Raw genomic sequence first — 24,107 nt, 5'->3', positions numbered from 1 at the left:
TCGGTCAATCCGCAACGGCAACGCAACGAAACCGCTATAATGTCGGGCTTACCTCATCTCAAGACTGGCGCCAGACAGGGGCCCTTTCCGCATGTCCATTGAAAAACTCCGCAATATCGCCATCGTCGCGCACGTCGACCATGGCAAGACCACCCTCGTCGACTGCCTGCTGAAGCAGTCCGGCACCCTGTCCGAACGCACCGTCTTGGCTGAGCGTGTGATGGACAGCAACGATCAGGAAAAGGAACGTGGCATCACGATCCTGGCCAAGAACACGGCCATCACCTGGAACGGCAACCGCATCAACATCGTCGACACCCCGGGACACGCCGACTTCGGTGGCGAAGTCGAGCGCGTGCTGTCGATGGTGGACTCGGTGCTGATCCTGGTCGACGCGATGGACGGCCCGATGCCGCAGACCCGCTTCGTGACCCAGAAGGCGTTTGCGATGGGCTTCAAGCCGATCGTGGTGGTCAACAAGATCGACCGTCCCGGCGCACGCCCGGACTGGGTGATCGACCAGGTGTTCGACCTGTTCGACAAGCTCGGCGCTACCGACGAGCAGCTGGACTTCCCGATCGTCTACACCTCCGCACTGAACGGCTACGCCAGCCTGGATTCGGACGTGCGCGACGGCGACATGACCCCGCTGTACGAAGCGATCATGCAGCATGTGTCGGCACCGGACGTGGATCCGGACGGCCCGTTCCAGATGCGCATCAGCCAGCTGGACTACAACAACTTCGTCGGCGTGATCGGCATCGGCCGCATCCAGCGCGGCGTGCTGAAGAAGAACATGCCGGTCAGCGTGATCGACCGCGAAGGCAAGAAGCGTCAGGGCAAGGTGCTGCAGGTGCTGGGCTTCCTGGGCCTGGAACGCATCGAGCAGGACACCGCCGAGGCCGGCGACATCGTCGCCATCTCCGGCGTGGCCGAGCTGACCATTTCCGACACCGTGTGTGCGCTTGAGCACCCGGAAGCGCTGCCGGCGCTGACTGTGGACGAGCCGACCATCTCGATGACCTTCCAGGTCAACAACTCGCCGTTCGCCGGCAACAAGGACCTGTCCGGTGGCAAGTTCCTGACCAGCCGCCAGCTGCGCGACCGTCTGGACCGCGAGAAGGTGCACAACGTGGCACTGAAGGTCGAAGAAGGCTCGGACGCCGACAAGTTCCTGGTCTCCGGCCGTGGCGAACTGCACTTGTCGGTGCTGATCGAGAACATGCGTCGCGAAGGCTACGAGCTGGCCGTGTCGCGTCCGGAAGTCATCATCAAGGAAATCGACGGCAAGCAGATGGAGCCGATCGAACAGCTGGTGGTGGATATCGAAGAACAGCACCAGGGCGGCGTGATGGAAAAGCTGGGCACCCGCAAGGGCCAGCTGAAGAACATGGAGCCGGACGGCAAGGGCCGCGTGCGCCTGGATTACATGATCCCGGCGCGTGGCCTGATCGGCTTCCAGAACGAGTTCCGCACCCTGACCCAGGGCTCGGGCCTGCTGTTCCACGTGTTCGACCATTACGGCCCGAAGGAACAGGGCGCCATCGCCAAGCGCCAGAACGGCGTGATGATCGCCAACGCACCGGGCGCAACTCCGGCCTATGCGCTGGGGCCGCTGGAAGAGCGTGGCCGCCTGTTCGCTGCCGAAGGCGACAACGTGTACGAAGGCCAGCTGATCGGCATCCACTCCAAGGATAACGACCTGACCGTCAACGCGATCAAGACCAAGCCGCTGACCAACATGCGCGCTTCGGGCAAGGACGACGCGATCAAGCTGACCCCGGCGATCAAGTACACGCTGGAACAGGCCCTGGACTTCATCGAGGACGACGAGCTGGTGGAAGTCACCCCGAAGGAAATCCGCCTGCGCAAGAAGTTCCTGACCGAAAGCGACCGCAAGCGCGCTGGCCGTTCCGGCTAAGCACTGACGTCCAGTCGTGAGCAAGACGCCCTATAGCCCGGATCCGCGTGCGCATCCGGGTCTCCACGCGATCGCCTTGCTGGAGGCGGTCAAGGGCGGGCTTGCGCTGTTGGCGGCGACGGGCCTGGAAATTCTGGGCCCGCTCCCGCTGCAGAACGCGGTCAGCACGCTGATCCGCCGCTTCAATCTGGATCCGGACCACGGCGCACTGCCGTCGTTGCTCAAGACCATCAGCCCCGATGCGGTGCATCTGGCGGCCGCTGCCATGCTGGCCTATGGCCTGCTGCATGTGGTGGAAGCCTGGGGGTTGTGGCGTGCCAAGGCCTGGGCCTCGCTACTGGGCTGCCTGTCGGCGGCCATCTATCTACCCTTCGATATCTACGCCATCGTCCGCCATCCTGGCTGGACCGCCTGGGCCGTGCTGGCGATCAACCTGATCGTGGTCGGCGTGCTGGCACGCGATCTGGTCAAGCGCCGACGTCGCTGACCCTGCCGCCCGTCCACGGGCACCCCGGCACGTTGTTACTCCGACGCAGCGACGTTAGCCTGCGGCAAGTCCCCCAGCGGAAAACCGCCAATGCGCTCCACCTCCTTGTGCTTTGCGCTGCTGCTGGCGCTATGCGGCTGCGCGCATGCGGACCACCCGCAGCGCCCGGCAACCGGCACCGCGCCGGCAACCAAACCGCTCGACCTGATCGATGCCGATATCGCCGGCCTGCAAGCCCGCATGGCCCGCGGCGACACCACCAGCCTGGACCTGACGCGCGCCTATCTGCAGCGGATCGCCACCATCGACCGCGCCGGCCCCACGCTCAATGCCGTGATCGAGCGCAATGCGCAAGCCGAAGCCGATGCGCGCACCCTGGACGCGGAACGCGCCGCCGGCCGCATCCGCGGACCGCTGCACGGCATCCCGGTGCTGCTCAAGGACAACATCGACGCCGTGCCCATGGTCAACAGTGCCGGCTCATTGGCGCTGGCCGGGTTTCGCCCCGCCCGCGACGCCTTCCTGGTGCAGCGGCTGCGCGCGGCCGGCGCAGTGATCCTGGGCAAGACCAACCTGAGCGAATGGGCCAACTTCCGCTCCACCCAGTCCAGCTCCGGCTGGAGCGGCCGCGGCGGGTTGACCCGCAACCCGTACGCGCTGGATCGCAACCCCTGCGGCTCCAGCGCCGGCACCGGCGCGGCGATTGCCGCCAGCCTGGCCACGGTGGGCATCGGCACCGAAACCGATGGCAGCATCACCTGCCCGGCTGCGGTCAATGGCCTGGTCGGGCTCAAGCCCACCGTCGGGCTGGTCAGCCGCGACGGCATCATTCCGATCTCGGCCAGCCAGGACACCGCCGGCCCGATGACGCGCAGCGTCGCCGACGCGGCCGCGCTGCTGCAGGCCATCGCCGCGCCCGATCCACAGGACCCGGCGGCACGCAGTGCGCCGTCGTCCACACCGAACTATCTCGCCCAGCTCAACCCCGATGGCCTGCGCGGCGCGCGTCTGGGCCTGCTGCGCAATCCACTACGCGAAGATCCGGCGATTGCCGCAGCATTGGATCGCGCCGTGCAGATCTTGCGCGCGGCCGGTGCCACGGTGGTTGAGACTGCCCTGGTCACGGATGGCAAGTGGGATGCTGCTGAGCAGATGGTCTTACTGGTCGAATTCAAGGCCGGCTTGAATGCCTATCTGCGCAGCCACGCCGCACCGGTCAAAGACCTCGATGCGCTGATTGCCTTCAATCGCGCCAATGCGCAGCGCGAAATGCCCTACTTCGGCCAGGAATTGTTCGAGCAGGCGCAGGCTGCGCCGGGCCTGGGGGATCCTGGCTATCTGAGCTCACGCGCCAGCGCCCGGCGGCTCGCCGGCGAACAAGGCATCGACGCAGCTCTGAAGGCCGATCGCCTGGATGCGCTGATCGTGCCGACCACCGGCCCCGCCTGGGTCACCACGCTCGGCAAGGGCGACAGCTTTCCCGGCGCCGGATACGGCGCCGCCGCAGTGGCCGGGTATCCCAGCCTGAGCGTGCCGATGGGGCAGACCCGGGGCCTGCCGCTCGGACTGCTGTTCATGGGCACCGCGTGGAGCGAGCCGCGCCTGATCGCCCTAGCCTATGCCTATGAGCAGCGCAGTCACGCGCGATTTGCGCCCGGCTACGCGCCGAGCGTACCGCCGGCGACACCAGCCACCGCATCGCAAACGGACACGCCGGACTGACCGAGTGCGCAACGCAGCAGGCAGGCGGTGCAGACATCGACAGCATGCGCACACCATCGCGGGCCGGGCGCGTCGGCAGGCACCGCTAGATCGATGCCGCCGGCTCGCCGTCTTCCGCACCCGGCGAGCGGACGCCTTCCGGCGAGATCGGTGCTGCAGCACGCGACACCGGCTGTTCCTGCGCTGCAATTTCGGCGCGGATCCTGGGCAGCGCGTACGCGTGCTCGCGGGTCAGAAAGTCGATCATGCGCTCGCGCACCAGGCAGCGCAGATCGAACGCATCGCCAGAATTGCGCGCGCTCACCAACAAGCGGACCTGGATGGTGTTGTCGCTGGTGTCGGTGATCTGGGTAACGCACACACGCCCATCCCAGAGCGGCTCGCTCTGGCAGATGCGCTCAAGTTCCGCGCGCACTGCCGCGATCGGCGTGCGGTAATCCAGCCACAAGAACGCGGTACCGAGCAGATCCGCACTGGCCCGCGTCCAGTTCTGGAACGGGTTCTCGATAAACCAGGTCAGCGGCACCACCATGCGTCGCTCGTCCCAGATGCGCACCACCACATACGAGCTGCCGATCTCTTCGATGCGGCCCCACTCGCCTTCCACGATCACCACATCGTCCAGACGGATCGGCTGGGTCAAGGCGATCTGCAGCCCGGCGATCAGGTTGCCGAAGACCGGCTTGGCCGCGATACCGGCCACCAGCCCGATGATGCCGGCCGATGCCAGCAATGTCTTGCCGATCTGGCGCACCTGCTCGAAGCCAAGCAACACCACCGAGATGCCGAGCAGGATCACCGCGCCCATCACCACCCGGCTCAGCACCCGTGTCTGGGTCTGGATACGCCGCGCGGTGAGATTGTCCGATACCTCGATCGGATTGCTGCGCAGGATTGCCGCCTCGCCGGCTGCCACTGCGCGTACCAGCAGCCAGGTGACGCAGCCGACGATGCCGACATGCAACAGGTGCTGCACCGCTGCCAGCGCCTTGCCGGACAGCGGCGTCGCTTCGGTGGCGACCCCCAGAAACAGCAGCGGCAGGATGAAGGCCGCCGGCAGCGTGACCACGCGAAGGATGCGTGCGCGGCGGTAGTCGCGGCCCTGCATGCGGCGGAACAGCCACAGCATCAGCGACCAGGTGACGATGCCCGCCAGCAGCGCGGCGCCTAGCGGGATTGCGTATTCGCGGATGACGTTCCAATCGGCAGTCAAACCGTTCCTCCTGTGGGGGGAAAGAGGGATGGCTGCAGCATCATGCCGCACGCGGCATGAGCATCACGTCATGCGTACAGTGCGGTCACGCGCCCAGCGGCTGCGAGCTCACCTGTTGTTGCTTGCGCACGATCGCCATCGCAATTTCCAGCGACTGCTCATAGTTCAAGCGCGGGTCCACGCTGGAGCGATAGGCACGCTCCAGATCGCGCTCGGTGAGCTCGCGCGCACCGCCGGTGCATTCGGTGACGTCTTCGCCGGTCAGTTCCAGATGCACGCCGCCCAGCCGTGTGCCGGCCGCCGCATGCAGGTCGAACGACAACTCCACTTCGCTGCGGATATTGTCGAAACGCCGGGTTTTATAGCCGTTTCCGGTGCTTTCGGTATTGCCGTGCATCGCATCGCAGACCCACAACACGCGTCGGCCATCGCGCTTGACCGCATCCAGCAGCGGCGGCAATTTTTCGGCAATCTGGGTCGCACCCATGCGATGGATGAAGCTCAAGCGCCCGGGTTCGTCCTCGGGGTTGAGCACATCGATCAGGCGCAGCAGCTGATCCGGCTGCACCGATGGCCCCACCTTGATCGCAATCGGATTGCGCACCCCACGCAGATATTCCACATGCGCGCCATCCAGCGCTGCGGTGCGCATGCCGATCCACGGGTAATGCGTGCTGAGGTTGAACCAGCCCCACTGACGCGGCACCTGACGGGTCAGGCCCTCTTCGTAGGGCAGCAACAGCGCTTCGTGCGAGGTGTAGAAGTCGATGCGATTGAGGTTGTACACCTCCGACCCGGACAGGGTTTCCATGAAGCGCACCGCGTCGCCGATCGACGCCACCATCTTCTGGTAGTCCGCCGCCAGCGGCGAATAACCCACCCAGTCCAGATTCCAGTATTCGGGGTGGTGCAGGTCGGCGAAACCGCCATCGATCAACGCACGCACGAAGTTCATCGTCATCGCCGACCGCGAGTGCGCGGTGATCATGCGGCGCGGGTCGGGCACGCGCGCGGCCTCGGTGAAGGCCGGCGCATTGATCACATCGCCGCGGTAACTGGGCAAGGTCACGCCATCGCGCGTTTCGGTATCGGCCGATCGCGGCTTGGCGTACTGCCCGGCAAAGCGCCCTACCCGCACCACCGGCAGGCGCAGGCCATGCACCAGCACCAGGCTCATTTGCAGCAGCACTTTCAGCCGATTGGAGATCGTACCCGATTCGCAATCGCTGAAATTCTCCGCACAATCGCCGCCCTGCAGCAGGAAGCGCTTGCCTTCCTGCGCCTCTGCCAGCTGGCGCTTGAGCGCGAAGATCTCCCACGAGGTCACCAGAGGCGGCAACTGCCCCAACTCGCTCATGGCGGCCTGCAGCGCATCCTGGTCCGGATACACCGGCAGCTGCAGGGCGGGTTTGCCACGCCAGCTACCCGGCGCCCACGACGAGGCGGCGGAATCGGAAACGGGAGAAGGGGCGGAAGGATTCATGGCAGTGACACTCCTGGACAGCCTGCGATGGTGGCAGAGCCTGATCGCTACGCAAAGCACCCTGGCTGCGGAGCACACCGCTGCCAGTCACCTATCTCCACTGAGGGCAGCGACCAAAGCGACGGACACGGCTGAACGGCGCGGGATTCACTGTGCAATTTCGATGTTTTTTGTGCAAACGACAGAGACCTGCCATCGGTCCATCAGTGGTGATGCACCGAACTACGCCGCGCCTTGAAGCCGGCATATAACGCCCACAATGCAAGCGCCACGAACCACACCATGCTCCACATCGGCATGCTCAGGCCCAGGAAGCGCCAATCGATGTTGCCGCAATCCCCGGTACCGGTCAGCACCGTGCGAAACACTTCGAACGGCCCCATCGTCTCGCTCAGAAAGCTCAGTGGCGGCCCGCACGACGACATCATGTCCTTGGGCCGGATCTGCACCCAGACATGCCGCGCCGCGATCCCCATGCCCACGCCCGCTGCGATGAAACCCAACACGCCATAGACCTTGCGCCCACCGGCAGCACGCGGCCCATGCAGCGCACCCAGCAGGAACACTACCGCCAGCGCCGCGAATGCGATCCGCTGAAAGATACACAACGGGCATGGCTCGAGTCCCAGGTGCAGTTGCACATAGATCGCGTAGGCCAGCAGTCCTGCGCAAGCAACAAACCCCAACAGAAACTGTGCCCGGAAACCCCAACGGAATGGATTCATCGTGACCGCTTGCCTAGGACCAAGGCCTCGATTATCAGCCATGACCGCCGACATGACCACGCGTGCATGCGTCTGCCGAAGCGCCTGCTACGAAGCGCTACAGCATCTGCGCGGTGCTGTCGGCGATATCGGTGAGCTGCAGAGCACTCAAGCGCCCTCGAGGAGGGCGGAGGCATCCAAAGCGCCTGGTGCGGATGGATCCGGCTCGGGCACGAACGGCCGATGCGCCGTGATCGCGTCGCCACCACATGTGTGCCGCGGACAAGATGAAAGCATTGCCATGCCCAATCCACCGCGCACCTGCCCCCTGTCTCCACAGCACCTCTGGCAGCCCCAGGCTTCCGGGGAACCGGCCACCGAGCCAAGCGCCGTCCCACGCCATGGTGGCTGCTTGGTCGAGATGCGGTGCGTCACTCAAACGCCAACCTCGCCCTCCGTCCAACTCACGACCCACTTTACGCACTCCGGATCCTCTTCACTCCCAAGCCAGCGCGTCAGGACATTCGCGGATTCTTCAACCCACGTTGGCCGTACCGCAGCATCCGGTGATCGCGCCGCGCCGGCGATTTGCACCTTGCTGCGTCCCTCGACGACACCCCTAATGCCCCAATAAAAAAGCCCGGCGCGAACCGGGCTTTTCTAAGCATCTTTACGAAGCGCTCCGATTACTCGGCCACTTCTTCCGCCACGACCGGGCGGTCGACCAGCTCGACATACGCCATCGGCGCATTGTCACCGGCACGGAAGCCGGCCTTCAGGATGCGCAGGTAGCCGCCGGGACGGGTCGCGTAACGCGGGCCCAGCTCGACGAACAGCTTGCCCACGGCTTCCTTGTCGCGCAGGCGAGCGAAGGCCAGACGACGATTGGCAACGCCATCGACCTTGCCGATGGTGATCAGCGGCTCGGCGACGCGACGCAGTTCCTTGGCCTTCGGCAACGTGGTCTTGATCAGCTCGTGCTTGAACAGCGAAGCGGCCATATTGCGGAACATGGCTTCGCGGTGCGCGCTGGTGCGGTTGAACTTACGACCGGATTTCTGGTGACGCATGAGTGTGATTTCCTAAGGAATGTTGAGACTGCTTGAGAGACGTTGTCGCCATCCTGGCGCTGTTGAATGGACTGCGGTTGGTCCGAACCGGCCGTCCCTTGACCGGATGTCACCGCGGGCTTTGGCCCGTCGATGTAAAAAACAAACATGGGCGCCCGAAGACGCCCATGCGGGTGATGCATTAACCAAGCATGCCGTGCTGGGCGACACCAGCCGGCGGCCAGTTCTCCAGCTTCATGCCCAGCGCAAGGCCGCGCTGTGCCAGCACTTCCTTGATTTCGGTCAGCGACTTCTTGCCAAGGTTCGGGGTCTTGAGCAGTTCCACCTCGGTCTTCTGGATCAGATCGCCGATGTAGTAGATGCTCTCGGCCTTCAGGCAGTTGGCCGAACGCACGGTCAGCTCGAGGTCGTCGATCGGGCGCAGCAGCACCGGATCCACGCCGCTGGCAGCCGGCTTGGCCGCACCGCGATCGCGGTGGGTGAAATCGCCGAACACCGACAGCTGATCGCTGAGGATGTCGGCGGCGGTGCGCACGGCTTCCTCGGCATCGATCGTGCCGTTGGTTTCGATATCGATCACCAGCTTGTCGAGGTCGGTGCGCTGTTCGACGCGCGCAGCTTCCACGGCATAGGCAACGCGACGCACCGGCGAGAACGACGCGTCCAGCATCAGACGACCGATGGTACGGGTCTCTTCATCCGGACGACGACGCGCAGCAGCCGGCTGGTAGCCGAACCCACGCTCGATCTTCAGACGCATGTTTAGTGCGGTGTCTTTGGTCAGGTGGCAGATCACGTGGTCGCCGTTGATGATCTCAACGTTGTGATCGGTCCTGATGTCGGCCGCAGTGACCGTGCCCGGACCCTGCTTGGACAACGACAGCGTGGCGCTGTCGCCACTGTGCATGCGAATCGCCACGTCTTTCAGGTTGAGTAGGACGTCAAGCACGTCTTCCTGCAAACCCTCGACCGTGGTGTACTCGTGCAGCACGCCGTCGATCTCGACCTCGGTGATCGCAAAACCGGGGATCGACGACAACAGCACACGACGCAGGGCATTGCCCAGCGTGTGCCCGTAACCGCGCTCCAAGGGCTCGATCACGACCTTGGCACGGTTGTCGGTAAGACGTTCGATCTGCGGACCACGGGGGCGCAGAACCTGGTTGGCGGTAACCGTCATGTTGCGGGGTCTCCTGCGAACCTCCGGCAGTGCCGGAGGTTCTCCAATGTGAATTACTTCGAATACAACTCGACGATCAGCGCTTCGTTGATATCCGAAGGCAGGTCAGCGCGATCCGGCACGGCCTTGAATACGCCGCTGAACTTCTTCGAATCGACTTCGACCCACGACGGCGTCATGTCGTGCTGCTCAGCCACGGTCAGGGCTTCCTGCACGCGGAGCTGCTTCTGTGCTTTTTCCGACAGCGTGATCGCATCGCCGGCCTTGATCTGGTACGAAGCCAGATTCACCGACTTGCCATTGACCAGCACGCCACGGTGCGACACCAGCTGGCGCGCGGCCGGACGGGTGACGGCAAAGCCCATGCGGTAGCAGACGTTGTCCAGACGGGTTTCCAGCAACTGCAGCAGGTTCTCGCCGGTGTTGCCCTTCTTGGTCGAGGCCTTCTTGTAGTAGTTGCGGAACTGACGTTCCAGCAGACCGTAGATACGCTTGACCTTCTGCTTTTCACGCAGCTGGGTAGCGTAGTCAGAGAGCTTGCCTTTGCGAGCCGCGCCGTGTTGGCCGGGCTTCTGCTCAAGCTTGCACTTGGAGTCCAGCGCACGCGCCGGGCTCTTGAGGGAAAGATCGGCGCCTTCGCGGCGGGCGAGCTTACAGGTAGGACCGATATAACGAGCCATTTCTTATCGCTCCCTTTAGACGCGACGCTTCTTCGGCGGACGGCACCCGTTGTGCGGGATTGGCGTCACGTCGATGATGTTGGTGATCTTGTAGCCCACGTTGTTCAACGAACGCACGGCCGACTCACGGCCCGGACCCGGACCCTTGATACGTACTTCCAGCGACTTCACGCCGTAGTCGAGCGCAGCGCGGCCAGCCTTTTCGGCGGCAACCTGAGCAGCGAACGGGGTCGACTTACGCGAACCACGGAAACCGGCGCCGCCGGACGTAGCCCACGACAAGGCGTTGCCCTGGCGATCGGTGATGGTGACGATGGTGTTGTTGAACGAAGCGTGGACGTGAGCGACGCCGTCAGTGATGACGCGCTTGATCTTCTTCTTCGTTTTCTTTTCTGCTGGCTTTGCCATGATCTATCCCTTACTTCCTGATCGCCTTGCGCGGACCCTTGCGGGTGCGGGCGTTGGTACGGGTGCGCTGACCACGCAGCGGGAGACCACGGCGATGACGCAGACCGCGATAGCAGCCCAGGTCCATCAGTCGCTTGATCGCGATACCGATTTCGCGGCGCAGGTCGCCTTCGACGACATACTTGCCGACTTCGGCGCGCAGGCGCTCGATTTCGGGTTCGGACAGATCACGAATCTTCGTGGTCGAGGTAACGCCTGCGGATTCGCAGAGCTTCTTAGAACGGGTACGGCCGATGCCGTAGATGCTTTGCAACCCGACCCAGACGTGCTTCTGGGCTGGCAGGTTGACGCCTGCAATACGCGCCATGACGCGATTCTCCAACTGAGTGATGGCCCGACAGCGCCCAGGCGCCATCCGGCAGGATGGATCAAAAGTGAACTCGGAATTATAGCAAGGCCTCGGATTGCTTTGAAGCCCGTGGAACCAGAGGTTCCATGGACCTGGCGTGGGGAGTGTGCCCTCGCTCCGGCGCCGGACGGTGTTGATCCAGAAAACTTCTCCGAACCGCCTGTGCTACTCCCGCACAGGACCACCCCGTCACACCCGCGCGCGAGACGTCGCGCGAGCCGCCCTTCTGATCGGAAGATCGTGGCCCGGGAACCAGGCCGTCTTCACGTAATGAAGATCTAGTGTACCACTTAACCGCGCGCCAAGCCGCCGCGCGAGCCGCCCTTCAGGTTGGCCTTCTTCAGCAAGCTCTCATACTGGTGCGACATCAGATGCGCCTGGATCTGCGCAATGAAGTCCATCACCACCACCACCGCGATCAGCAACGACGTACCACCGAAATGGAACGAGGTCCCGAGCTGAGTGCGCATGATTTCCGGCAGCAGGCAGACGATGACCAGGTACAGCGAACCAGCCGCGGTCAGCCGCGTCAGCACGCCGTCGACGTAATCCGCCGTGGCCTTGCCGGGGCGGATGCCCGGAATCAATGCGCCCGACTTCTTGAGGTTGTCGGCAGTCTCTTGCGAGTTGAACACCAGTGCGGTGTAGAAGAACGCGAAACCGATGATCAGCGCGGCAAATACCAGCATATGCACCGGCTCGCCCGGTCCAAGCGCGTTGGCGATCTTCTGCAACCACGAACCCACGCCACTACCTGATGCCGCCTGACCCGACCACATCGACAGCGTCGCCGGGAAGGCCAGGATGCTGGAGGCGAAGATCGGCGGAATCACGCCCGCCATGTTGAGCTTCAGCGGCAGGAACGAGGTCTGGTTCATATACGCATTGCGACCGCCCTGGCGGCGCGCGTAATTGACCGTAATCCGCCGTTGCCCACGCTCGACGAACACCACAAACAGCGTAAACGCCAGGATGGTGATGACGATCAGCAACAGCGAAATGAAGCTCAGATTGCCTTCGCGGAATGCCTCGACAGTCTGGATGGCCGCCGACGGCAGTCCGGCCACGATGCCGGCAAAGATGATCAGCGACACACCGTTGCCGATGCCGCGCTCGGTGACCTGCTCGCCAACCCACATCAGGAAGATGGTACCTGCCGTCAGCGCGATCACTGCTGTGAGCACAAAGCCCATGCCCGGCGCGTACACCACCGGAGCGCCGCCCGGTGCGGTCTGGTTCTGCAGCGCGAGCGCGATACTGCCGCCCTGCACCACCGCCAGAAGCACCGCGCCAATGCGGGAATACTGGGTGATCTTGCGTCGGCCCGACTCGCCTTCCTTCTGCATCGCCTTGAGGGCGGGAAAGATATGCGTGGCCAACTGGATCACGATCGATGCCGAGATGTACGGCATCACGTTCAACGCAAAAATACTGAAACGGTGCAGGGCGCCGCCCGAGAACATGTTGAACATGTCCACGATGCCGCCGCCCTGCGCCTGCATCAACGAAAGCATGGCATCGGGGTTGACGCCCGGCACCGGCACATAGCAACCGATGCGATAGACGATCAATGCCCCGAGGACGAACAGTAGCCGCTGGCGAAGTTCCGTGAACTTGCCGAGCCCGCCACCGAGGTTACCAATGCCAGCCTGCGCCATCTGCCGATTACTCCTCTACGCTGCCGCCGGCAGCTTCGATTGCTGCCTTGGCGCCTGCGGTAGCCGCAACGCCCTTCAGCACGAACTTCTTGCTCAGCTCGCCCTTCAGCACGATCTTCGCCTTCTTGGCGCGGCTCGGGACCAGATTGGCCGCACGCAGCGCTGCAAAGTCGACATCACCGGCATCCAGCTTGTCCAGCTGGTAGGACAACACTTCAGCGGTATCGCGCGCCATCTTGGAGCGGAAACCGATCTTGGGCAGACGGCGCTGCATCGGGGTCTGGCCGCCTTCGAAGCCGGCCTTGATCTTGCCGCCGCCCTTGCGAGCGAACGAACCCTTGTGACCGCGACCAGCGGTCTTGCCGAGGCCCGAACCGATACCACGACCGACGCGGGTGCGTTCGGTACGGGCGCCGTCGGCCGGCTTGAGGTCATTAAGACGCAGAGTCATTGGATTACTCCTCAACCTTGACGAGGTAGTGAACCGTATTGATCAGGCCACGCACCTGCGGGCTGTCCTTCAGTTCACGCACATCGTTGAGCTTATTCAGGCCCAACGCACGCACCGACAGGCGGTGACGCGACTGGGTTCCACGCAGGCCACGCACCAGGCGCACCTTGACGGTCTTGTTGGTGTCCTTAGCCATGGTTGAGCTCCTCCACCTTCTTGCCGCGCTTGGCCGCGACACGGGCCGGCGACTGCACTTCCGACAGACCCTTCAGGGTTGCGCGGACCAGGTTGATCGGATTACGCGAACCGACCGCCTTGGCCAGCACGTTCTTCACGCCAACCGCTTCGAGCACGGCGCGCATCGCACCGCCGGCAATGACGCCGGTACCTTCGGAAGCCGGCTGCATGTACACGCGTGCGGCGCCATGGCCGGACTTGACCGCGTGCCACAAGGTGCCGTTGTTCAGATCAACAGTAGCCAGGTTCTTGCGCGCCTGTTCCATCGACTTCTGAATGGCGACCGGCACTTCGCGCGCCTTGCCATAACCAAAACCGACCTTGCCCAGACCATCGCCGACCACGGTCAGCGCGGTGAAGGTGAACTGGCGACCGCCCTTGACCGTCTTGCTGACGCGGTTGACCGCGACCAGCTTCTCGATCATGCCGTCGTCGACTTTCTCTTCGCGGTTACGGTCGCGATCACGACCCCGCGGTGCACGTTCTTCTGCCATCTTGATTCCTTGATTGATTGAGTATGTACGGCTCGAAGCCGCTTATGGTTGTGGAGTGGAACGGTGGTCCCGTGGCCGCTGCAAAAGAACGGGACGGTCCGGCATCTCCCTGCCGGCGGAAACGCGGATGCGGCTGATGGCCACATCCGCAGCAGTGCTTAGAACTGCAGGCCGCCTTCGCGAGCCGCATCGGCCAGCGCCTTGATGCGACCATGGTAGCGGTAGCCCGAGCGGTCGAATGCGACCTTCTCAATACCGGCAGCCTTGGCGCGCTCGGCGATCAGCTTGCCGACCTTGACGGCGGCATCGCTGTTCTTGCCGTTCTTCAAGCCATCCTTGACGTCGGCCTGCAGGGTGTTCGCCGCAGCAATCACCTTGGAACCGTCGGCAGTGAAGACCTGGGCATACAGGTGCTGACCGGTGCGCAGCACCGACAGACGCGCGACGCCCAGCTCGCGGATGTGTGCACGGGTCGACTTGGCGCGACGCAGGCGGGCGATGTTCTTGTTGATGCTCATGATATTTATCCTACGAAAGCTGAAGGAAAACAGGCTTTTGCAATAAGAAGTCCGGCCATGGATGGCCGGGCTCCTCGCAGAGGGACCTGCCTTACGCCTTCTTGGCTTCCTTGCGAATGATGACTTCACCGGCGTACTTCACACCCTTGCCCTTGTAGGGCTCCGGCGGACGGAAACCGCGAATCTTGGCGGCGACTTCGCCGACGCGCTGCTTGTCGGCGCCCTGGACCACGATTTCGGTCTGGGTCGGGGTCGACAGCGTGATGCCTTCCGGCGCCACGAACACCAGCGGGTGCGAAAAACCGAGCGCCAGGCTCAGATCCTTGCCCTGCATGGCAGCGCGGTAACCAACGCCGACCAGCTCGAGCTTGCGCTCGAAGCCTTCGGACACGCCCTTGACCATATTGGCCAGGATGGCGCGCACGGTGCCGGTGATGGCCAGCTGCGACGGATCGTTTGCCGACAGGGTTGCGACATCGCCGTCGATGGCGATTTCCACGCCCACCGGCTTGGGCAGGGTCAACGTACCCTTCGGGCCCTTGACGCTGACCAGCTCAGGCTGGACGTTGAGCTCAACACCCTTCGGAAGGGAGACAGGCTTCTTGGCTACACGGGACATGTTCGATTCCTTCCCTTAGGCCACGAAGCACAGGACTTCACCACCAACGCCGGCTTCGCGAGCCTGCGCATCGGTCATGATGCCCTTCGACGTGGAGATGATGGCGATACCCAGGCCACCGAGGACCTTGGGCAGCTCGGTCTTGCCGCGGTACTGACGCAGACCCGAGCGCGAGAAACGCTTCAGGGTCTCGATGACCGGACGGCCTTCGAAATACTTAAGCACGATTTCCAGCTCCGACTTGTTGTTTTCGGTGGCCGTAACGCGCAGGTCGGTGATGTAACCCTCGTCCTTCAGGACCTGGGCGATCGCAACCTTGATTTTGGACGACGGCAATTTCACCGTCTGCTTACCAACCGCGGCCGCATTCTTGATGCGAACCAGCAGGTCGGCGATGGGATCAGTCATGCTCATATGAGTACCTTTGAGTGCACCGATATCCGCTTTCGCGAAAATCTTGTGTTTTCCTGGGGACGGGCCAGGACCCTTGACGCCATGCCAAGCCGCTACGGGCAAGACAGAAGCGGAAGTATACGACAAAAGAGCCCGACTTGCGTCGGACTCCCTTGTTGAACAGAACCATCCTGTTCAAACCGGCCGCGAACGGCCGGGATGCTGTTACCAGCTTGCCTTACGCAGACCCGGAACGTCGCCGTTCATCGTGGCCTTGCGCAGCATGTTGCGACCCAGACCGAACTTGCGGTAGACACCGCGCGGACGGCCGGACAGCTCGCAACGGTTGCGGTGGCGGCTCGGCGACGAATCGCGCGGCAGCTTCTGCAACTTGGTCGACGCATCGATCTTCTCTTCGTAGGACGCATCCTGACTGGAGAGGATCTTCTTCAGCGCATCACGCTTGCCGGCAAATTTCTTCGCCAGCTTTGCACGCTTGATGTCGCGGTGGATCATGGAGGTCTTTGCCATTTCGGATGTCCTCGACGGTCAGTTACGGAACGGGAACTTGAACGCTGCCAGCAGCGCCTTCGCTTCCGCATCCGTCTTGGCGGTGGTGGTGATGGCGATATCCATACCGCGAATCGCATCGACGGCGTCGAAATCGATTTCCGGGAAGATGATCTGTTCCTTCACACCCATGTTGAAGTTGCCACGACCGTCGAAGGAACGACCGGAGACACCACGGAAGTCGCGCACGCGCGGCAACGAGATGTTGATCAGGCGATCCAGGAACTCGTACATCTTGGCGCGACGCAAGGTGGTCTTGCAGCCGATCGGCCAACCATCGCGAATCTTGAACGATGCGACCGAGACGCGCGACTTGGTGACCACCGGCTTTTGACCGGAGATCTTGGACATGTCGGCGACCGCATTCTCAAGAATCTTCTTGTTGGTAGCCGCCTCGCCCACGCCCATGTTGAGCGTGACCTTGACCAGCTTCGGCACTTCCATCGGATTGGTGTAGCCGAATTCCTTCATCAGGGCCGGCACCACGTTTTCCTTGTAAAACTTTTCGAGACGCGTATTCATGATCTCATTCCTCAGGCGTCGAGCGCCTCACCGCTGGAGCGGAACACACGCAATTTGCGTCCATCCTCCAGCACCTTGAAGCCAACGCGCTCGCCCTTGCCCGTTGCCGGGTTGACGATATTGACGTTGGAGATATGGATCGACGCTTCACGCTCGACCACGCCGCCGGCGACACCCGCCTGCGGGTTCGGCTTGGTGTGGCGCTTGATGACGTTGGCGTTGGAAACGATCACGCGATCGCCGTCCACACGCACAACTTCACCCTGCTTACCCTTGTCCTTGCCGGTGTTGATGACGACCTGGTCGCCCTTCTTGATACGGTTAGCCATGTGTATGTCCTCCGCTCACAGCACTTCGGGAGCGAGCGAGACGATCTTCATGAACTTCTCGGAACGCAGCTCGCGCGTCACCGGCCCGAAGATGCGGGTCCCGATCGGCTCCTGCTTGTTGTTCAACAGCACAGCGGCATTGCCATCGAAGCGGATCAGCGAACCGTCGGGACGGCGCACACCCTTGCGGGTACGCACCACGACGGCGTCGTAGACTTCGCCCTTCTTGACCTTGCCACGCGGAATGGCGTCCTTGACGGTCACCTTGATGATGTCGCCAATGTGTGCGTAGCGGCGCTTGGAGCCGCCCAGCACCTTGATGCACATCACTTCCTTGGCACCCGAATTGTCGGCCACATCGAGGTAGCTCTGCATCTGGATCATGATTCAGATCTCCCTTAGCCGGCCGAACGGGTGACGATTTCGACCACCCGCCAGTTCTTGGTCTTGGACATTGGAGCAATCTCGGTCACGCGCACGACATCGCCTTCATTGCAGGCATTGTCGGCATCGTGTGCGTGGAGCTTGGACGAGCGCTTGATGTACTTACCGTACAACGGGTGCTTGACCTGGCGCTCCACCAACACGGTGACCGTCTTGTCCATCTTGTTGCTGACGACACGGCCTTCGACCGTGCGCAGCGTTTGCTTTTCGTTGTTGTCGCTCATCGCGGCCGTCCTTACTTGGTGCTGCCGAGCAGGTGCTTGACGCGAGCAATCTCGCGGCGCACCCGGCGGGTTTCGTGGGTCTTCGGCAGCTGGCCGGTGACCTGCTGCATGCGGAGCGAGAACTGCTCCTTACGCAGATCGGTCAGGTGGGCCTTCAGTTCGTCAGCCGACTTCTCGCGGAGTTGTTTGATATCCATCAGCGCACCGTCCGGGTCACGAAAGTGGTCGTCACCGAGAGCTTGGCAGCGGCAAGGCGGAACGCCTCACGTGCGGTCTCTTCGGGAATCCCCTCGATTTCATAGATCATGCGGCCCGGCTGAATCTGCGCGACCCAGTACTCCACGTTGCCCTTACCGGAGCCCATGCGGACTTCGATCGGCTTCTTGGTGATCGGCTTGTCGGGGAACACACGGATCCACATCTTGCCGCCCTTTTTGACGTGGCGGCTGATCGTGCGGCGTGCTGCTTCAATCTGGCGTGCGGTCAGCTGACCGTGCGCCGTGGCCTTGAGGCCGTATTCGCCGAAGCTGACGGCGTTTCCGCTCCATGCCAGACCGTCATTGCGGCCCTTGTGCATCTTGCGATATTTGGTTCGCTTGGGTTGCAACATTGCCGTTACCTCGCTTCACGAGCCGGGCGCGACGGGCGGTCACCACGGTCGCCACGATCGTTACGATCGTTGCGCGGGCTGTCGTCCTGCTTTTCCTGGCCAACCTGAGAGAAGTCGAAGACTTCGCCCTTATAGATCCAGACCTTGATGCCGATGATGCCGTACGTCGTGGACGCCTCGGCAAAACCGTAATCAATGTCGGCACGTAGCGTGTGCAGCGGCACGCGGCCTTCGCGGTACCACTCCGAACGGGCGATTTCTGCACCGTTGAGGCGGCCAGCCACATTGACCTTGATGCCCAGGGCACCCAAGCGCATCGCGTTACCGACCGAGCGCTTCATTGCGCGGCGGAACATGATGCGACGCTCAAGCTGCTGCGCGATCGACTCGGCGACCAGCTGCGCATCCAGCTCCGGCTTGCGCACTTCGGTGACGTTGATGTGCGCCGGAACGCCCATCAGCTCGCTCACTTCCTTACGCAGCTTTTCGATATCCTCGCCACGCTTGCCGATCACCACGCCCGGACGGGCAGTGTGGATGGTCACGCGGGCGGTTTTGGCAGGGCGCTCGATCAAGATCTTGCTGACACCTGCCTGCGCGAGCTTCTTGCGCAGCATTTCACGCACTTTCAGGTCGGCTGCCAGATAGGCAGCGAAATCGCCCTTGTTTGCGTACCACTTGGAGTTCCAGTCTTTGGAGATACCAAGACGGATTCCAGTCGGATGAACTTTATGACCCATGGTCTTTTCCTTTCCGCTTACTTGGCGGCGCCGACAATCACAGTGATGTGACTGGTGCGCTTGAGGATGCGGGTACCGCGGCCTTTCGCCCGCGCCATGAAACGCTTCAGGGACGGACCTTCATCAACCATGATGGTCTTGACCTTCAGCTCGTCGACATCCGCGCCCTGATTGTTCTCGGCATTGGCAATAGCCGACTCCACAACCTTTTTGATCAGGTGTGCAGCCTTCTTGTCCGAGAACTTCAGCAGATTGACCGCACGCTCGGCGGACAAACCACGCACCTGGTCAGCGACCAGGCGGGCCTTCTGCGGGGAGATGCGCGCGGTGCGCAGGATTGCTTTCGCTTCCATCGTCATCTCTCCTTACCTGCTCGACTTCTTGTCGCCACCGTGACCCTTGAAGGTCCGGGTGACGGCAAATTCGCCGAGCTTGTGGCCGACCATATTCTCGTTGACGAGCACCGGAATGTGGTTCTTGCCGTTATGCACGGCGATGGTGATGCCTACCATTTCCGGCAGGATCATCGAACGGCGCGACCAGGTCTTGATCGGCTTCTTGCTACCCGCAGCGGACTCCACCTTCTTTGCAAGGTGGTGATCGACGAACGGGCCCTTCTTGAGTGAACGTGCCATGGTCGATTAGCCCCTACGATCGCGGACGATGAATTGCTGGGTGCGCTTGTTCTTGCGCGTCTTGTAACCCTTGGTCGGAACACCCCACGGGGTGACCGGATGCGGATTACCCTGACCAGCCTTCGCTTCACCACCACCATGCGGGTGATCGACCGGGTTCATGGCCGCACCGCGAACGGTCGGGCGAACACCGCGCCAACGCTTGGCGCCGGCCTTGCCCAGCTTCTCGAGGTTGTGCTCGTCGTTGCCGACTTCGCCGATGGTGGCGCGGCACTCGACCGGCACCTTGCGCATTTCGCCCGAGCGCAGACGCAGCGTGGCATAGATGCCTTCGCGAGCGACCAGCTGGACGGCTGCACCGGCAGCACGTGCGATCTGAGCGCCCTTACCCGGCTTCAGCTCGATACCGTGGACCGTCGTACCGACCGGGATGTTGCGCAGCGGCAGCGTGTTGCCGGTCTTGATCGGTGCATTGGCACCGGCAATGACCTGGTCGCCAGCCTTCAGGCCCTTGGGGGCGATGATGTAGCGACGCTCGCCGTCGACATAGCACAGCAGGGCGATATGAGCGGTACGGTTCGGATCGTATTCGATCCGCTCCACACGCGCCGGAATGCCTTCCTTGTTGCGCTTGAAGTCGATGATGCGGTAGTGCTGCTTGTGGCCACCACCGACGTGACGCACGGTGATGCGGCCATGGTGGTTACGACCACCGGACTTGCTCTGCGAGTCGAGCAGCGCCGCGTGCGGTGCGCCCTTGTGCAGATCGGGAGTAACCACGCGCACGGCGGAACGACGGCCGGGAGAGGTGGGTTTGAACTTCATCAATGGCATGGGATGGACCTCAGGCCTTGGCCGTTACGTCGATGGACTGACCATCAACCAGGCGGACGTACGCCTTGCGCCAATTGCCACGGCTGCCAGCACGGTTACGGAAGGACTTGCTCTTGCCCTTGACGTTGACCACGTTGACTGCCTTGACCTTGACGTCGAACAACTGCTCAACCGCGGCCTTTACATCGGCCTTGGTGGCTTCGTTCGAAACTTCGAAGACATACTGGTTGGAGATTTCCTGCAGGCGCGCGGTCTTTTCAGAGACTCGCGGAGCACGCAGCACGCTGAAGATTTTTTCGTTGCTGCTCATGCCAGCCACTCCTCGACCTTCTTGACCGCATCGGCGGTGATCACGACCGTATCGGCCCCGACCAGAGCGACCGGATCCAGACCCTGCACATCACGCACCTGCACATACGGCAGATTGCGGGCGGACAGATACAGGTGCTCGGAAGCTTCTTCGGTGACGATCAGCGGGCGCTTGCCCACGTCCAGTCCCTTCAGCTTTTCGATCAGACCCTGGGTCTTGGTGGTTTCGACGTCGAACGCATCGACGATCATCAGGCGACCCTGGCGGTTAAGCTCAGAGAAGATCGCGCAGATGGCCGCACGGTACATCTTGCGGTTGACTTTCTGCTCGAAGCTGCGCGGCTTGGCCGCGAAGGTCACGCCGCCGCCGACGAAGATCGGAGCCGTCAGCGCGCCATGACGCGCACCGCCGCCCTTCTGCTTCTTCGACTTCTTGGTCGTGCCCGCAACTTCCGAACGCGTCTTCTGTGCCTTGGTACCAGCGCGACCGGCATTGCGATAAGCGACGACGACCTGGTGAACCAGATCTTCGCTGAATTCGCGACCGAACACGGCATCGGAGACCGAGACCTTGTTGTTGCTACCCGTGATAACGAGTTCCATCGTCATCTCTCCTTATGCCTTGCTCGCCGGACGGACGATCACGTCGCCACCAGCTGCGCCAGGCACGGCGCCGCGGATAGCAATCAGACCACGCTCGACGTCGACCTTGACCACTTCCAGGTTCTGCGTGCTTTGCTGCACGGCGCCCATGTGGCCCGACATCTTCTTGCCCGGGAAAACGCGACCCGGGGTCTGGCGCTGACCCAACGAACCCGGCGCGCGATGCGACAGCGAGTTACCGTGAGTTGCATCGCCCATACGGAAGTTGTAGCGCTTGATGGTGCCCTGGAAACCCTTACCCTTGGTGACGCCCTGGACGTCGACCTTCTGGCCGACTTCGAAGATGTCCGCCTTGATTTCGCCGCCGACGGCGAAATCGCCGAGCTGCGCATCTTCAACGCGGAATTCCCACAAGCCACGACCCGCTTCGACCTTCGCCTTGGCGAAGTGACCGGCGGCCGGCTTGTTGACCAGTGCGGCGCGACGCGCGCCAACGGTAATCTGCACTGCGCTGTAACCGTCGGTTTCAACGGTCTTGATCTGCGCGATGCGGTTCGGAGTTGCTTCGATCAGCGTAACCGGCACCGAGCGGCCGTCTTCAGTGAAGACGCGGCTCATGCCAGCCTTGCGGCCCACGAAGCCCAACGAATATTTCTTCGTCATGGTCGTAGTCCTCAGGTCAACTTGATCTGTACGTCGACGCCAGCCGCGAGCTCGAGCTTCATCAGCGCGTCCACGGTCTTGTCGTTGGGGTCGACGATATCGAGCACACGCTTGTGCGTGCGGGTTTCGTATTGGTCACGCGCATCCTTGTCGGCATGCGGGGATACGAGGATGGTGTAACGTTCGATCTTGGTCGGCAACGGGATCGGGCCACGCACTTGCGCGCCGGTCCGCTTAGCCGTTTCGACGATCTCGCTGGCCGAACGGTCGATCAAACGATGATCGAACGCCTTCAACCGAATCCGGATCTTTTGTTCCGACATGACGGAAGCTTCCTTCGTTAAAAGAGCGACGGGCAAGGCCTCTGGGATACCTGCCCCGATATTCCTGCGTTGGTGAAATCGCCAGACATCCTGCCGACGAGGGCTTTCCTCCGCCCAAAAACTGAGGCAGCCCGGTAAACCGGCCTGCCCAGACGGAAAAGTATAATGCGCAGATAGAGCACGGTCAACAACAGGTGAGTTGTTGAGTGCTCCATGCAACGCGACCTTCCCGGTCTGGCGAACACGAGCGGCATCCTGCCGTTCTTTTCGCTTGTGAACCCAGCGCCCTACCCAGGGACACCGAGCCGCGCATTATAGCGATGCGGATTTAGGTGCGCAAGCGCTTAACCAAAAAGAATCCGACACCCCGCCCGCACTCCAACGCAAAAAAAGGGCCGGCTTGCGCCGACCCCTTAGATTGCGTCGGCGACCGAAGCCGCCGAACTGCAGGTATTGCTTACTTGATGACCTTGGCAACCACGCCGGCGCCGACGGTACGGCCGCCTTCACGGATGGCGAAGCGCAGACCTTCGTCCATCGCGACCGGGTTGATCAGGGTCACGACCATCTTCACGTTGTCGCCCGGCATCACCATTTCCACACCTTCCGGCAGCTGGCAGGCGCCAGTGATGTCGGTGGTGCGGAAGTAGAACTGCGGACGGTAGCCCTTGAAGAACGGGGTATGACGGCCACCCTCATCCTTGGACAGCACGTAGACTTCGGCTTCGAACTCGGTATGCGGCTTGATCGAACCCGGCTTGCACAGCACCTGGCCGCGCTCGACGTCGTCACGCTTGGTACCGCGCAGCAGCAGACCGGCATTGTCGCCCGCCTGACCCTGGTCCAGCAGCTTGCGGAACATTTCAACGCCGGTGACCGTGGTCTTCTGCGTGTCGCGGATACCGACGATTTCGATTTCGTCGCCGACCTTGATGATGCCGCGCTCGATACGACCGGTCACCACGGTGCCGCGACCAGAGATCGAGAACACGTCTTCGACCGGCATCAGGAACGGGCGATCGACGTCGCGGGTCGGATCCGGAATGAAGCTGTCCAGCGCATCGACCAGCTTCAGGATCGCCGGCACGCCGATGTCGCTCTGATCACCGTCCAGCGCCAGACGCGCCGAACCATGGATGATCGGGGTGTCGTCGCCCGGGAAGTCGTACTTGCTCAGCAGCTCGCGCACTTCCATTTCGACCAGCTCGAGCAGCTCGGCGTCGTCGACCATGTCGGCCTTGTTCAGGAACACGACGATGTGCGGCACACCGACCTGACGCGACAGCAGGATGTGCTCACGGGTCTGCGGCATCGGGCCGTCAGCGGCCGAACACACCAGGATCGCGCCGTCCATCTGCGCCGCACCGGTGATCATGTTCTTGACGTAGTCGGCGTGGCCGGGGCAGTCAACGTGAGCGTAATGGCGGTTCGGGGATTCGTATTCGACGTGTGCGGTCGAAATCGTGATGCCGCGCGCCTTCTCTTCCGGCGCTGCGTCGATCGCGTCGTACGCCTTGAACTCGCCACCGAAACGCTCTGCACCGATCTTGGTCAGCGCAGCGGTCAACGTGGTCTTGCCATGGTCAACGTGACCGATGGTGCCGACATTGACGTGCAGCTTGGTGCGCTCGAATTTAGCTTTTGCCATGACTTA

Annotated in this window: 34 protein-coding genes; 3 read left to right on the top strand and 31 right to left on the bottom strand. The window is 62.5% G+C overall.

Annotated features, from left to right (window positions below):
* Window positions 1-91: 91 nt before the first annotated feature.
* The 3 genes from typA (at window position 92) to VZ068_RS05725 (ending at window position 4,130) form a co-directional block, all read left to right on the top strand.
* Window positions 92-1,921: a translational GTPase TypA gene (gene typA, locus VZ068_RS05735; RefSeq protein ID WP_259152811.1), complete on the top strand. Its 1,830-nt coding sequence runs from the start codon at window positions 92-94 to the stop codon at window positions 1,919-1,921.
* A 16-nt stretch (window positions 1,922-1,937) separates the two neighbouring features.
* Entirely contained in the window at window positions 1,938-2,408 is a 471-nt protein-coding gene (locus VZ068_RS05730) for a DUF2127 domain-containing protein (protein WP_259152810.1), read from the top strand.
* Between the two features lie 105 nt (window positions 2,409-2,513).
* Window positions 2,514-4,130 (top strand): amidase, encoded by a 1,617-nt coding sequence (locus VZ068_RS05725; protein WP_349657658.1) that lies wholly within the window; start codon window positions 2,514-2,516, stop codon window positions 4,128-4,130.
* Window positions 4,131-4,215: 85 nt separating this feature from the next.
* Here VZ068_RS05725 and VZ068_RS05720 read toward each other — a convergent pair whose 3' ends face one another.
* From VZ068_RS05720 to tuf, 31 genes are all read right to left on the bottom strand, one after another.
* Window positions 4,216-5,343, bottom strand: a complete 1,128-nt coding sequence (locus VZ068_RS05720) for a mechanosensitive ion channel family protein (protein WP_259166326.1) — start codon at window positions 5,341-5,343, stop codon at window positions 4,216-4,218.
* An 85-nt stretch (window positions 5,344-5,428) separates the two neighbouring features.
* A complete protein-coding gene (locus VZ068_RS05715; RefSeq protein WP_349657127.1) occupies window positions 5,429-6,826 on the bottom strand; it encodes a 3-deoxy-7-phosphoheptulonate synthase class II in 1,398 nt (465 codons plus the stop codon).
* Window positions 6,827-7,029: 203 nt separating this feature from the next.
* On the bottom strand, window positions 7,030-7,551 hold the full coding sequence (locus tag VZ068_RS05710) for a disulfide bond formation protein B (protein ID WP_259152805.1): 522 nt from the start codon (window positions 7,549-7,551) through the stop codon (window positions 7,030-7,032).
* Between the two features lie 665 nt (window positions 7,552-8,216).
* Entirely contained in the window at window positions 8,217-8,600 is a 384-nt protein-coding gene (gene rplQ / locus VZ068_RS05705; RefSeq protein ID WP_003486665.1) for a 50S ribosomal protein L17, read from the bottom strand.
* A gap of 181 nt (window positions 8,601-8,781) precedes the next feature.
* Window positions 8,782-9,780: a DNA-directed RNA polymerase subunit alpha gene (gene rpoA, locus VZ068_RS05700; protein WP_002811635.1), complete on the bottom strand. Its 999-nt coding sequence runs from the start codon at window positions 9,778-9,780 to the stop codon at window positions 8,782-8,784.
* A 53-nt stretch (window positions 9,781-9,833) separates the two neighbouring features.
* The gene (gene rpsD, locus VZ068_RS05695) at window positions 9,834-10,460 is read right to left on the bottom strand and encodes a 30S ribosomal protein S4 (protein WP_002811641.1); all 627 of its coding nucleotides are present in this window, start codon (window positions 10,458-10,460) and stop codon (window positions 9,834-9,836) included.
* A gap of 15 nt (window positions 10,461-10,475) precedes the next feature.
* Window positions 10,476-10,868, bottom strand: a complete 393-nt coding sequence (rpsK, locus tag VZ068_RS05690) for a 30S ribosomal protein S11 (RefSeq protein ID WP_003486671.1) — start codon at window positions 10,866-10,868, stop codon at window positions 10,476-10,478.
* A gap of 10 nt (window positions 10,869-10,878) precedes the next feature.
* Window positions 10,879-11,235: a 30S ribosomal protein S13 gene (rpsM, locus tag VZ068_RS05685; RefSeq protein ID WP_003486672.1), complete on the bottom strand. Its 357-nt coding sequence runs from the start codon at window positions 11,233-11,235 to the stop codon at window positions 10,879-10,881.
* Between the two features lie 332 nt (window positions 11,236-11,567).
* On the bottom strand, window positions 11,568-12,935 hold the full coding sequence (gene secY / locus VZ068_RS05680) for a preprotein translocase subunit SecY (RefSeq protein WP_039412801.1): 1,368 nt from the start codon (window positions 12,933-12,935) through the stop codon (window positions 11,568-11,570).
* Window positions 12,936-12,942: 7 nt separating this feature from the next.
* On the bottom strand, window positions 12,943-13,386 hold the full coding sequence (gene rplO, locus VZ068_RS05675) for a 50S ribosomal protein L15 (protein ID WP_003486676.1): 444 nt from the start codon (window positions 13,384-13,386) through the stop codon (window positions 12,943-12,945).
* 4 nt (window positions 13,387-13,390) lie between these two features.
* Window positions 13,391-13,582 (bottom strand): 50S ribosomal protein L30, encoded by a 192-nt coding sequence (gene rpmD, locus VZ068_RS05670; RefSeq protein ID WP_003486678.1) that lies wholly within the window; start codon window positions 13,580-13,582, stop codon window positions 13,391-13,393.
* Window positions 13,575-14,117, bottom strand: a complete 543-nt coding sequence (rpsE, locus tag VZ068_RS05665; protein ID WP_003486682.1) for a 30S ribosomal protein S5 — start codon at window positions 14,115-14,117, stop codon at window positions 13,575-13,577. Before rpsE ends, rpmD begins: the two co-directional genes overlap by 8 nt.
* A 158-nt stretch (window positions 14,118-14,275) precedes the next feature.
* Entirely contained in the window at window positions 14,276-14,635 is a 360-nt protein-coding gene (rplR, locus tag VZ068_RS05660; protein WP_005993383.1) for a 50S ribosomal protein L18, read from the bottom strand.
* Window positions 14,636-14,726: 91 nt separating this feature from the next.
* Entirely contained in the window at window positions 14,727-15,254 is a 528-nt protein-coding gene (gene rplF, locus VZ068_RS05655) for a 50S ribosomal protein L6 (RefSeq protein WP_064634201.1), read from the bottom strand.
* A 15-nt stretch (window positions 15,255-15,269) separates the two neighbouring features.
* Entirely contained in the window at window positions 15,270-15,668 is a 399-nt protein-coding gene (rpsH, locus tag VZ068_RS05650; protein ID WP_010371096.1) for a 30S ribosomal protein S8, read from the bottom strand.
* Between the two features lie 204 nt (window positions 15,669-15,872).
* Window positions 15,873-16,178, bottom strand: coding sequence for a 30S ribosomal protein S14 (rpsN, locus tag VZ068_RS05645; RefSeq protein ID WP_005917137.1), 306 nt, complete (start codon window positions 16,176-16,178; stop codon window positions 15,873-15,875).
* An 18-nt stretch (window positions 16,179-16,196) separates the two neighbouring features.
* Window positions 16,197-16,739 (bottom strand): 50S ribosomal protein L5, encoded by a 543-nt coding sequence (gene rplE / locus VZ068_RS05640; protein ID WP_010371090.1) that lies wholly within the window; start codon window positions 16,737-16,739, stop codon window positions 16,197-16,199.
* An 11-nt stretch (window positions 16,740-16,750) separates the two neighbouring features.
* A complete protein-coding gene (gene rplX, locus VZ068_RS05635) occupies window positions 16,751-17,068 on the bottom strand; it encodes a 50S ribosomal protein L24 (RefSeq protein WP_003486696.1) in 318 nt (105 codons plus the stop codon).
* Between the two features lie 15 nt (window positions 17,069-17,083).
* A complete protein-coding gene (gene rplN, locus VZ068_RS05630; protein WP_003486699.1) occupies window positions 17,084-17,452 on the bottom strand; it encodes a 50S ribosomal protein L14 in 369 nt (122 codons plus the stop codon).
* A gap of 14 nt (window positions 17,453-17,466) precedes the next feature.
* A complete protein-coding gene (gene rpsQ, locus VZ068_RS05625) occupies window positions 17,467-17,736 on the bottom strand; it encodes a 30S ribosomal protein S17 (RefSeq protein ID WP_104611275.1) in 270 nt (89 codons plus the stop codon).
* 11 nt (window positions 17,737-17,747) lie between these two features.
* A complete protein-coding gene (gene rpmC / locus VZ068_RS05620) occupies window positions 17,748-17,933 on the bottom strand; it encodes a 50S ribosomal protein L29 (RefSeq protein ID WP_003486703.1) in 186 nt (61 codons plus the stop codon).
* Window positions 17,933-18,346 (bottom strand): 50S ribosomal protein L16, encoded by a 414-nt coding sequence (gene rplP, locus VZ068_RS05615; RefSeq protein ID WP_003486706.1) that lies wholly within the window; start codon window positions 18,344-18,346, stop codon window positions 17,933-17,935. Before rplP ends, rpmC begins: the two co-directional genes overlap by 1 nt.
* Before the next feature lie 5 nt (window positions 18,347-18,351).
* Window positions 18,352-19,086 carry a 30S ribosomal protein S3 gene (gene rpsC, locus VZ068_RS05610; RefSeq protein ID WP_005993372.1) on the bottom strand — a complete coding sequence of 245 codons (735 nt, stop codon included), beginning with the start codon at window positions 19,084-19,086 and terminating at the stop codon, window positions 18,352-18,354.
* 17 nt (window positions 19,087-19,103) lie between these two features.
* A complete protein-coding gene (gene rplV / locus VZ068_RS05605; protein WP_002811686.1) occupies window positions 19,104-19,439 on the bottom strand; it encodes a 50S ribosomal protein L22 in 336 nt (111 codons plus the stop codon).
* A 12-nt stretch (window positions 19,440-19,451) separates the two neighbouring features.
* Window positions 19,452-19,721, bottom strand: a complete 270-nt coding sequence (rpsS, locus tag VZ068_RS05600; protein WP_005993369.1) for a 30S ribosomal protein S19 — start codon at window positions 19,719-19,721, stop codon at window positions 19,452-19,454.
* 6 nt (window positions 19,722-19,727) lie between these two features.
* Window positions 19,728-20,555 (bottom strand): 50S ribosomal protein L2, encoded by an 828-nt coding sequence (gene rplB / locus VZ068_RS05595; protein ID WP_003486715.1) that lies wholly within the window; start codon window positions 20,553-20,555, stop codon window positions 19,728-19,730.
* 10 nt (window positions 20,556-20,565) lie between these two features.
* The gene (gene rplW, locus VZ068_RS05590) at window positions 20,566-20,865 is read right to left on the bottom strand and encodes a 50S ribosomal protein L23 (protein ID WP_002811694.1); all 300 of its coding nucleotides are present in this window, start codon (window positions 20,863-20,865) and stop codon (window positions 20,566-20,568) included.
* Window positions 20,862-21,467: a 50S ribosomal protein L4 gene (gene rplD / locus VZ068_RS05585; RefSeq protein ID WP_016900669.1), complete on the bottom strand. Its 606-nt coding sequence runs from the start codon at window positions 21,465-21,467 to the stop codon at window positions 20,862-20,864. The genes rplW and rplD overlap by 4 nt, the downstream gene beginning before the upstream one ends.
* Before the next feature lie 12 nt (window positions 21,468-21,479).
* Window positions 21,480-22,130 carry a 50S ribosomal protein L3 gene (gene rplC / locus VZ068_RS05580; RefSeq protein WP_005993363.1) on the bottom strand — a complete coding sequence of 217 codons (651 nt, stop codon included), beginning with the start codon at window positions 22,128-22,130 and terminating at the stop codon, window positions 21,480-21,482.
* A gap of 11 nt (window positions 22,131-22,141) precedes the next feature.
* On the bottom strand, window positions 22,142-22,453 hold the full coding sequence (gene rpsJ, locus VZ068_RS05575; RefSeq protein WP_003486723.1) for a 30S ribosomal protein S10: 312 nt from the start codon (window positions 22,451-22,453) through the stop codon (window positions 22,142-22,144).
* Between the two features lie 457 nt (window positions 22,454-22,910).
* A complete protein-coding gene (gene tuf, locus VZ068_RS05570; RefSeq protein ID WP_005993360.1) occupies window positions 22,911-24,101 on the bottom strand; it encodes an elongation factor Tu in 1,191 nt (396 codons plus the stop codon).
* Between the last annotated feature and the right edge of the window lie 6 nt (window positions 24,102-24,107).

The organism is Xanthomonas sp. 10-10 (genome assembly GCF_040182365.1).
GTDB lineage: Bacteria > Pseudomonadota > Gammaproteobacteria > Xanthomonadales > Xanthomonadaceae > Xanthomonas > Xanthomonas arboricola_F.
This window is presented reverse-complemented; position numbering and strand designations above follow the sequence as displayed.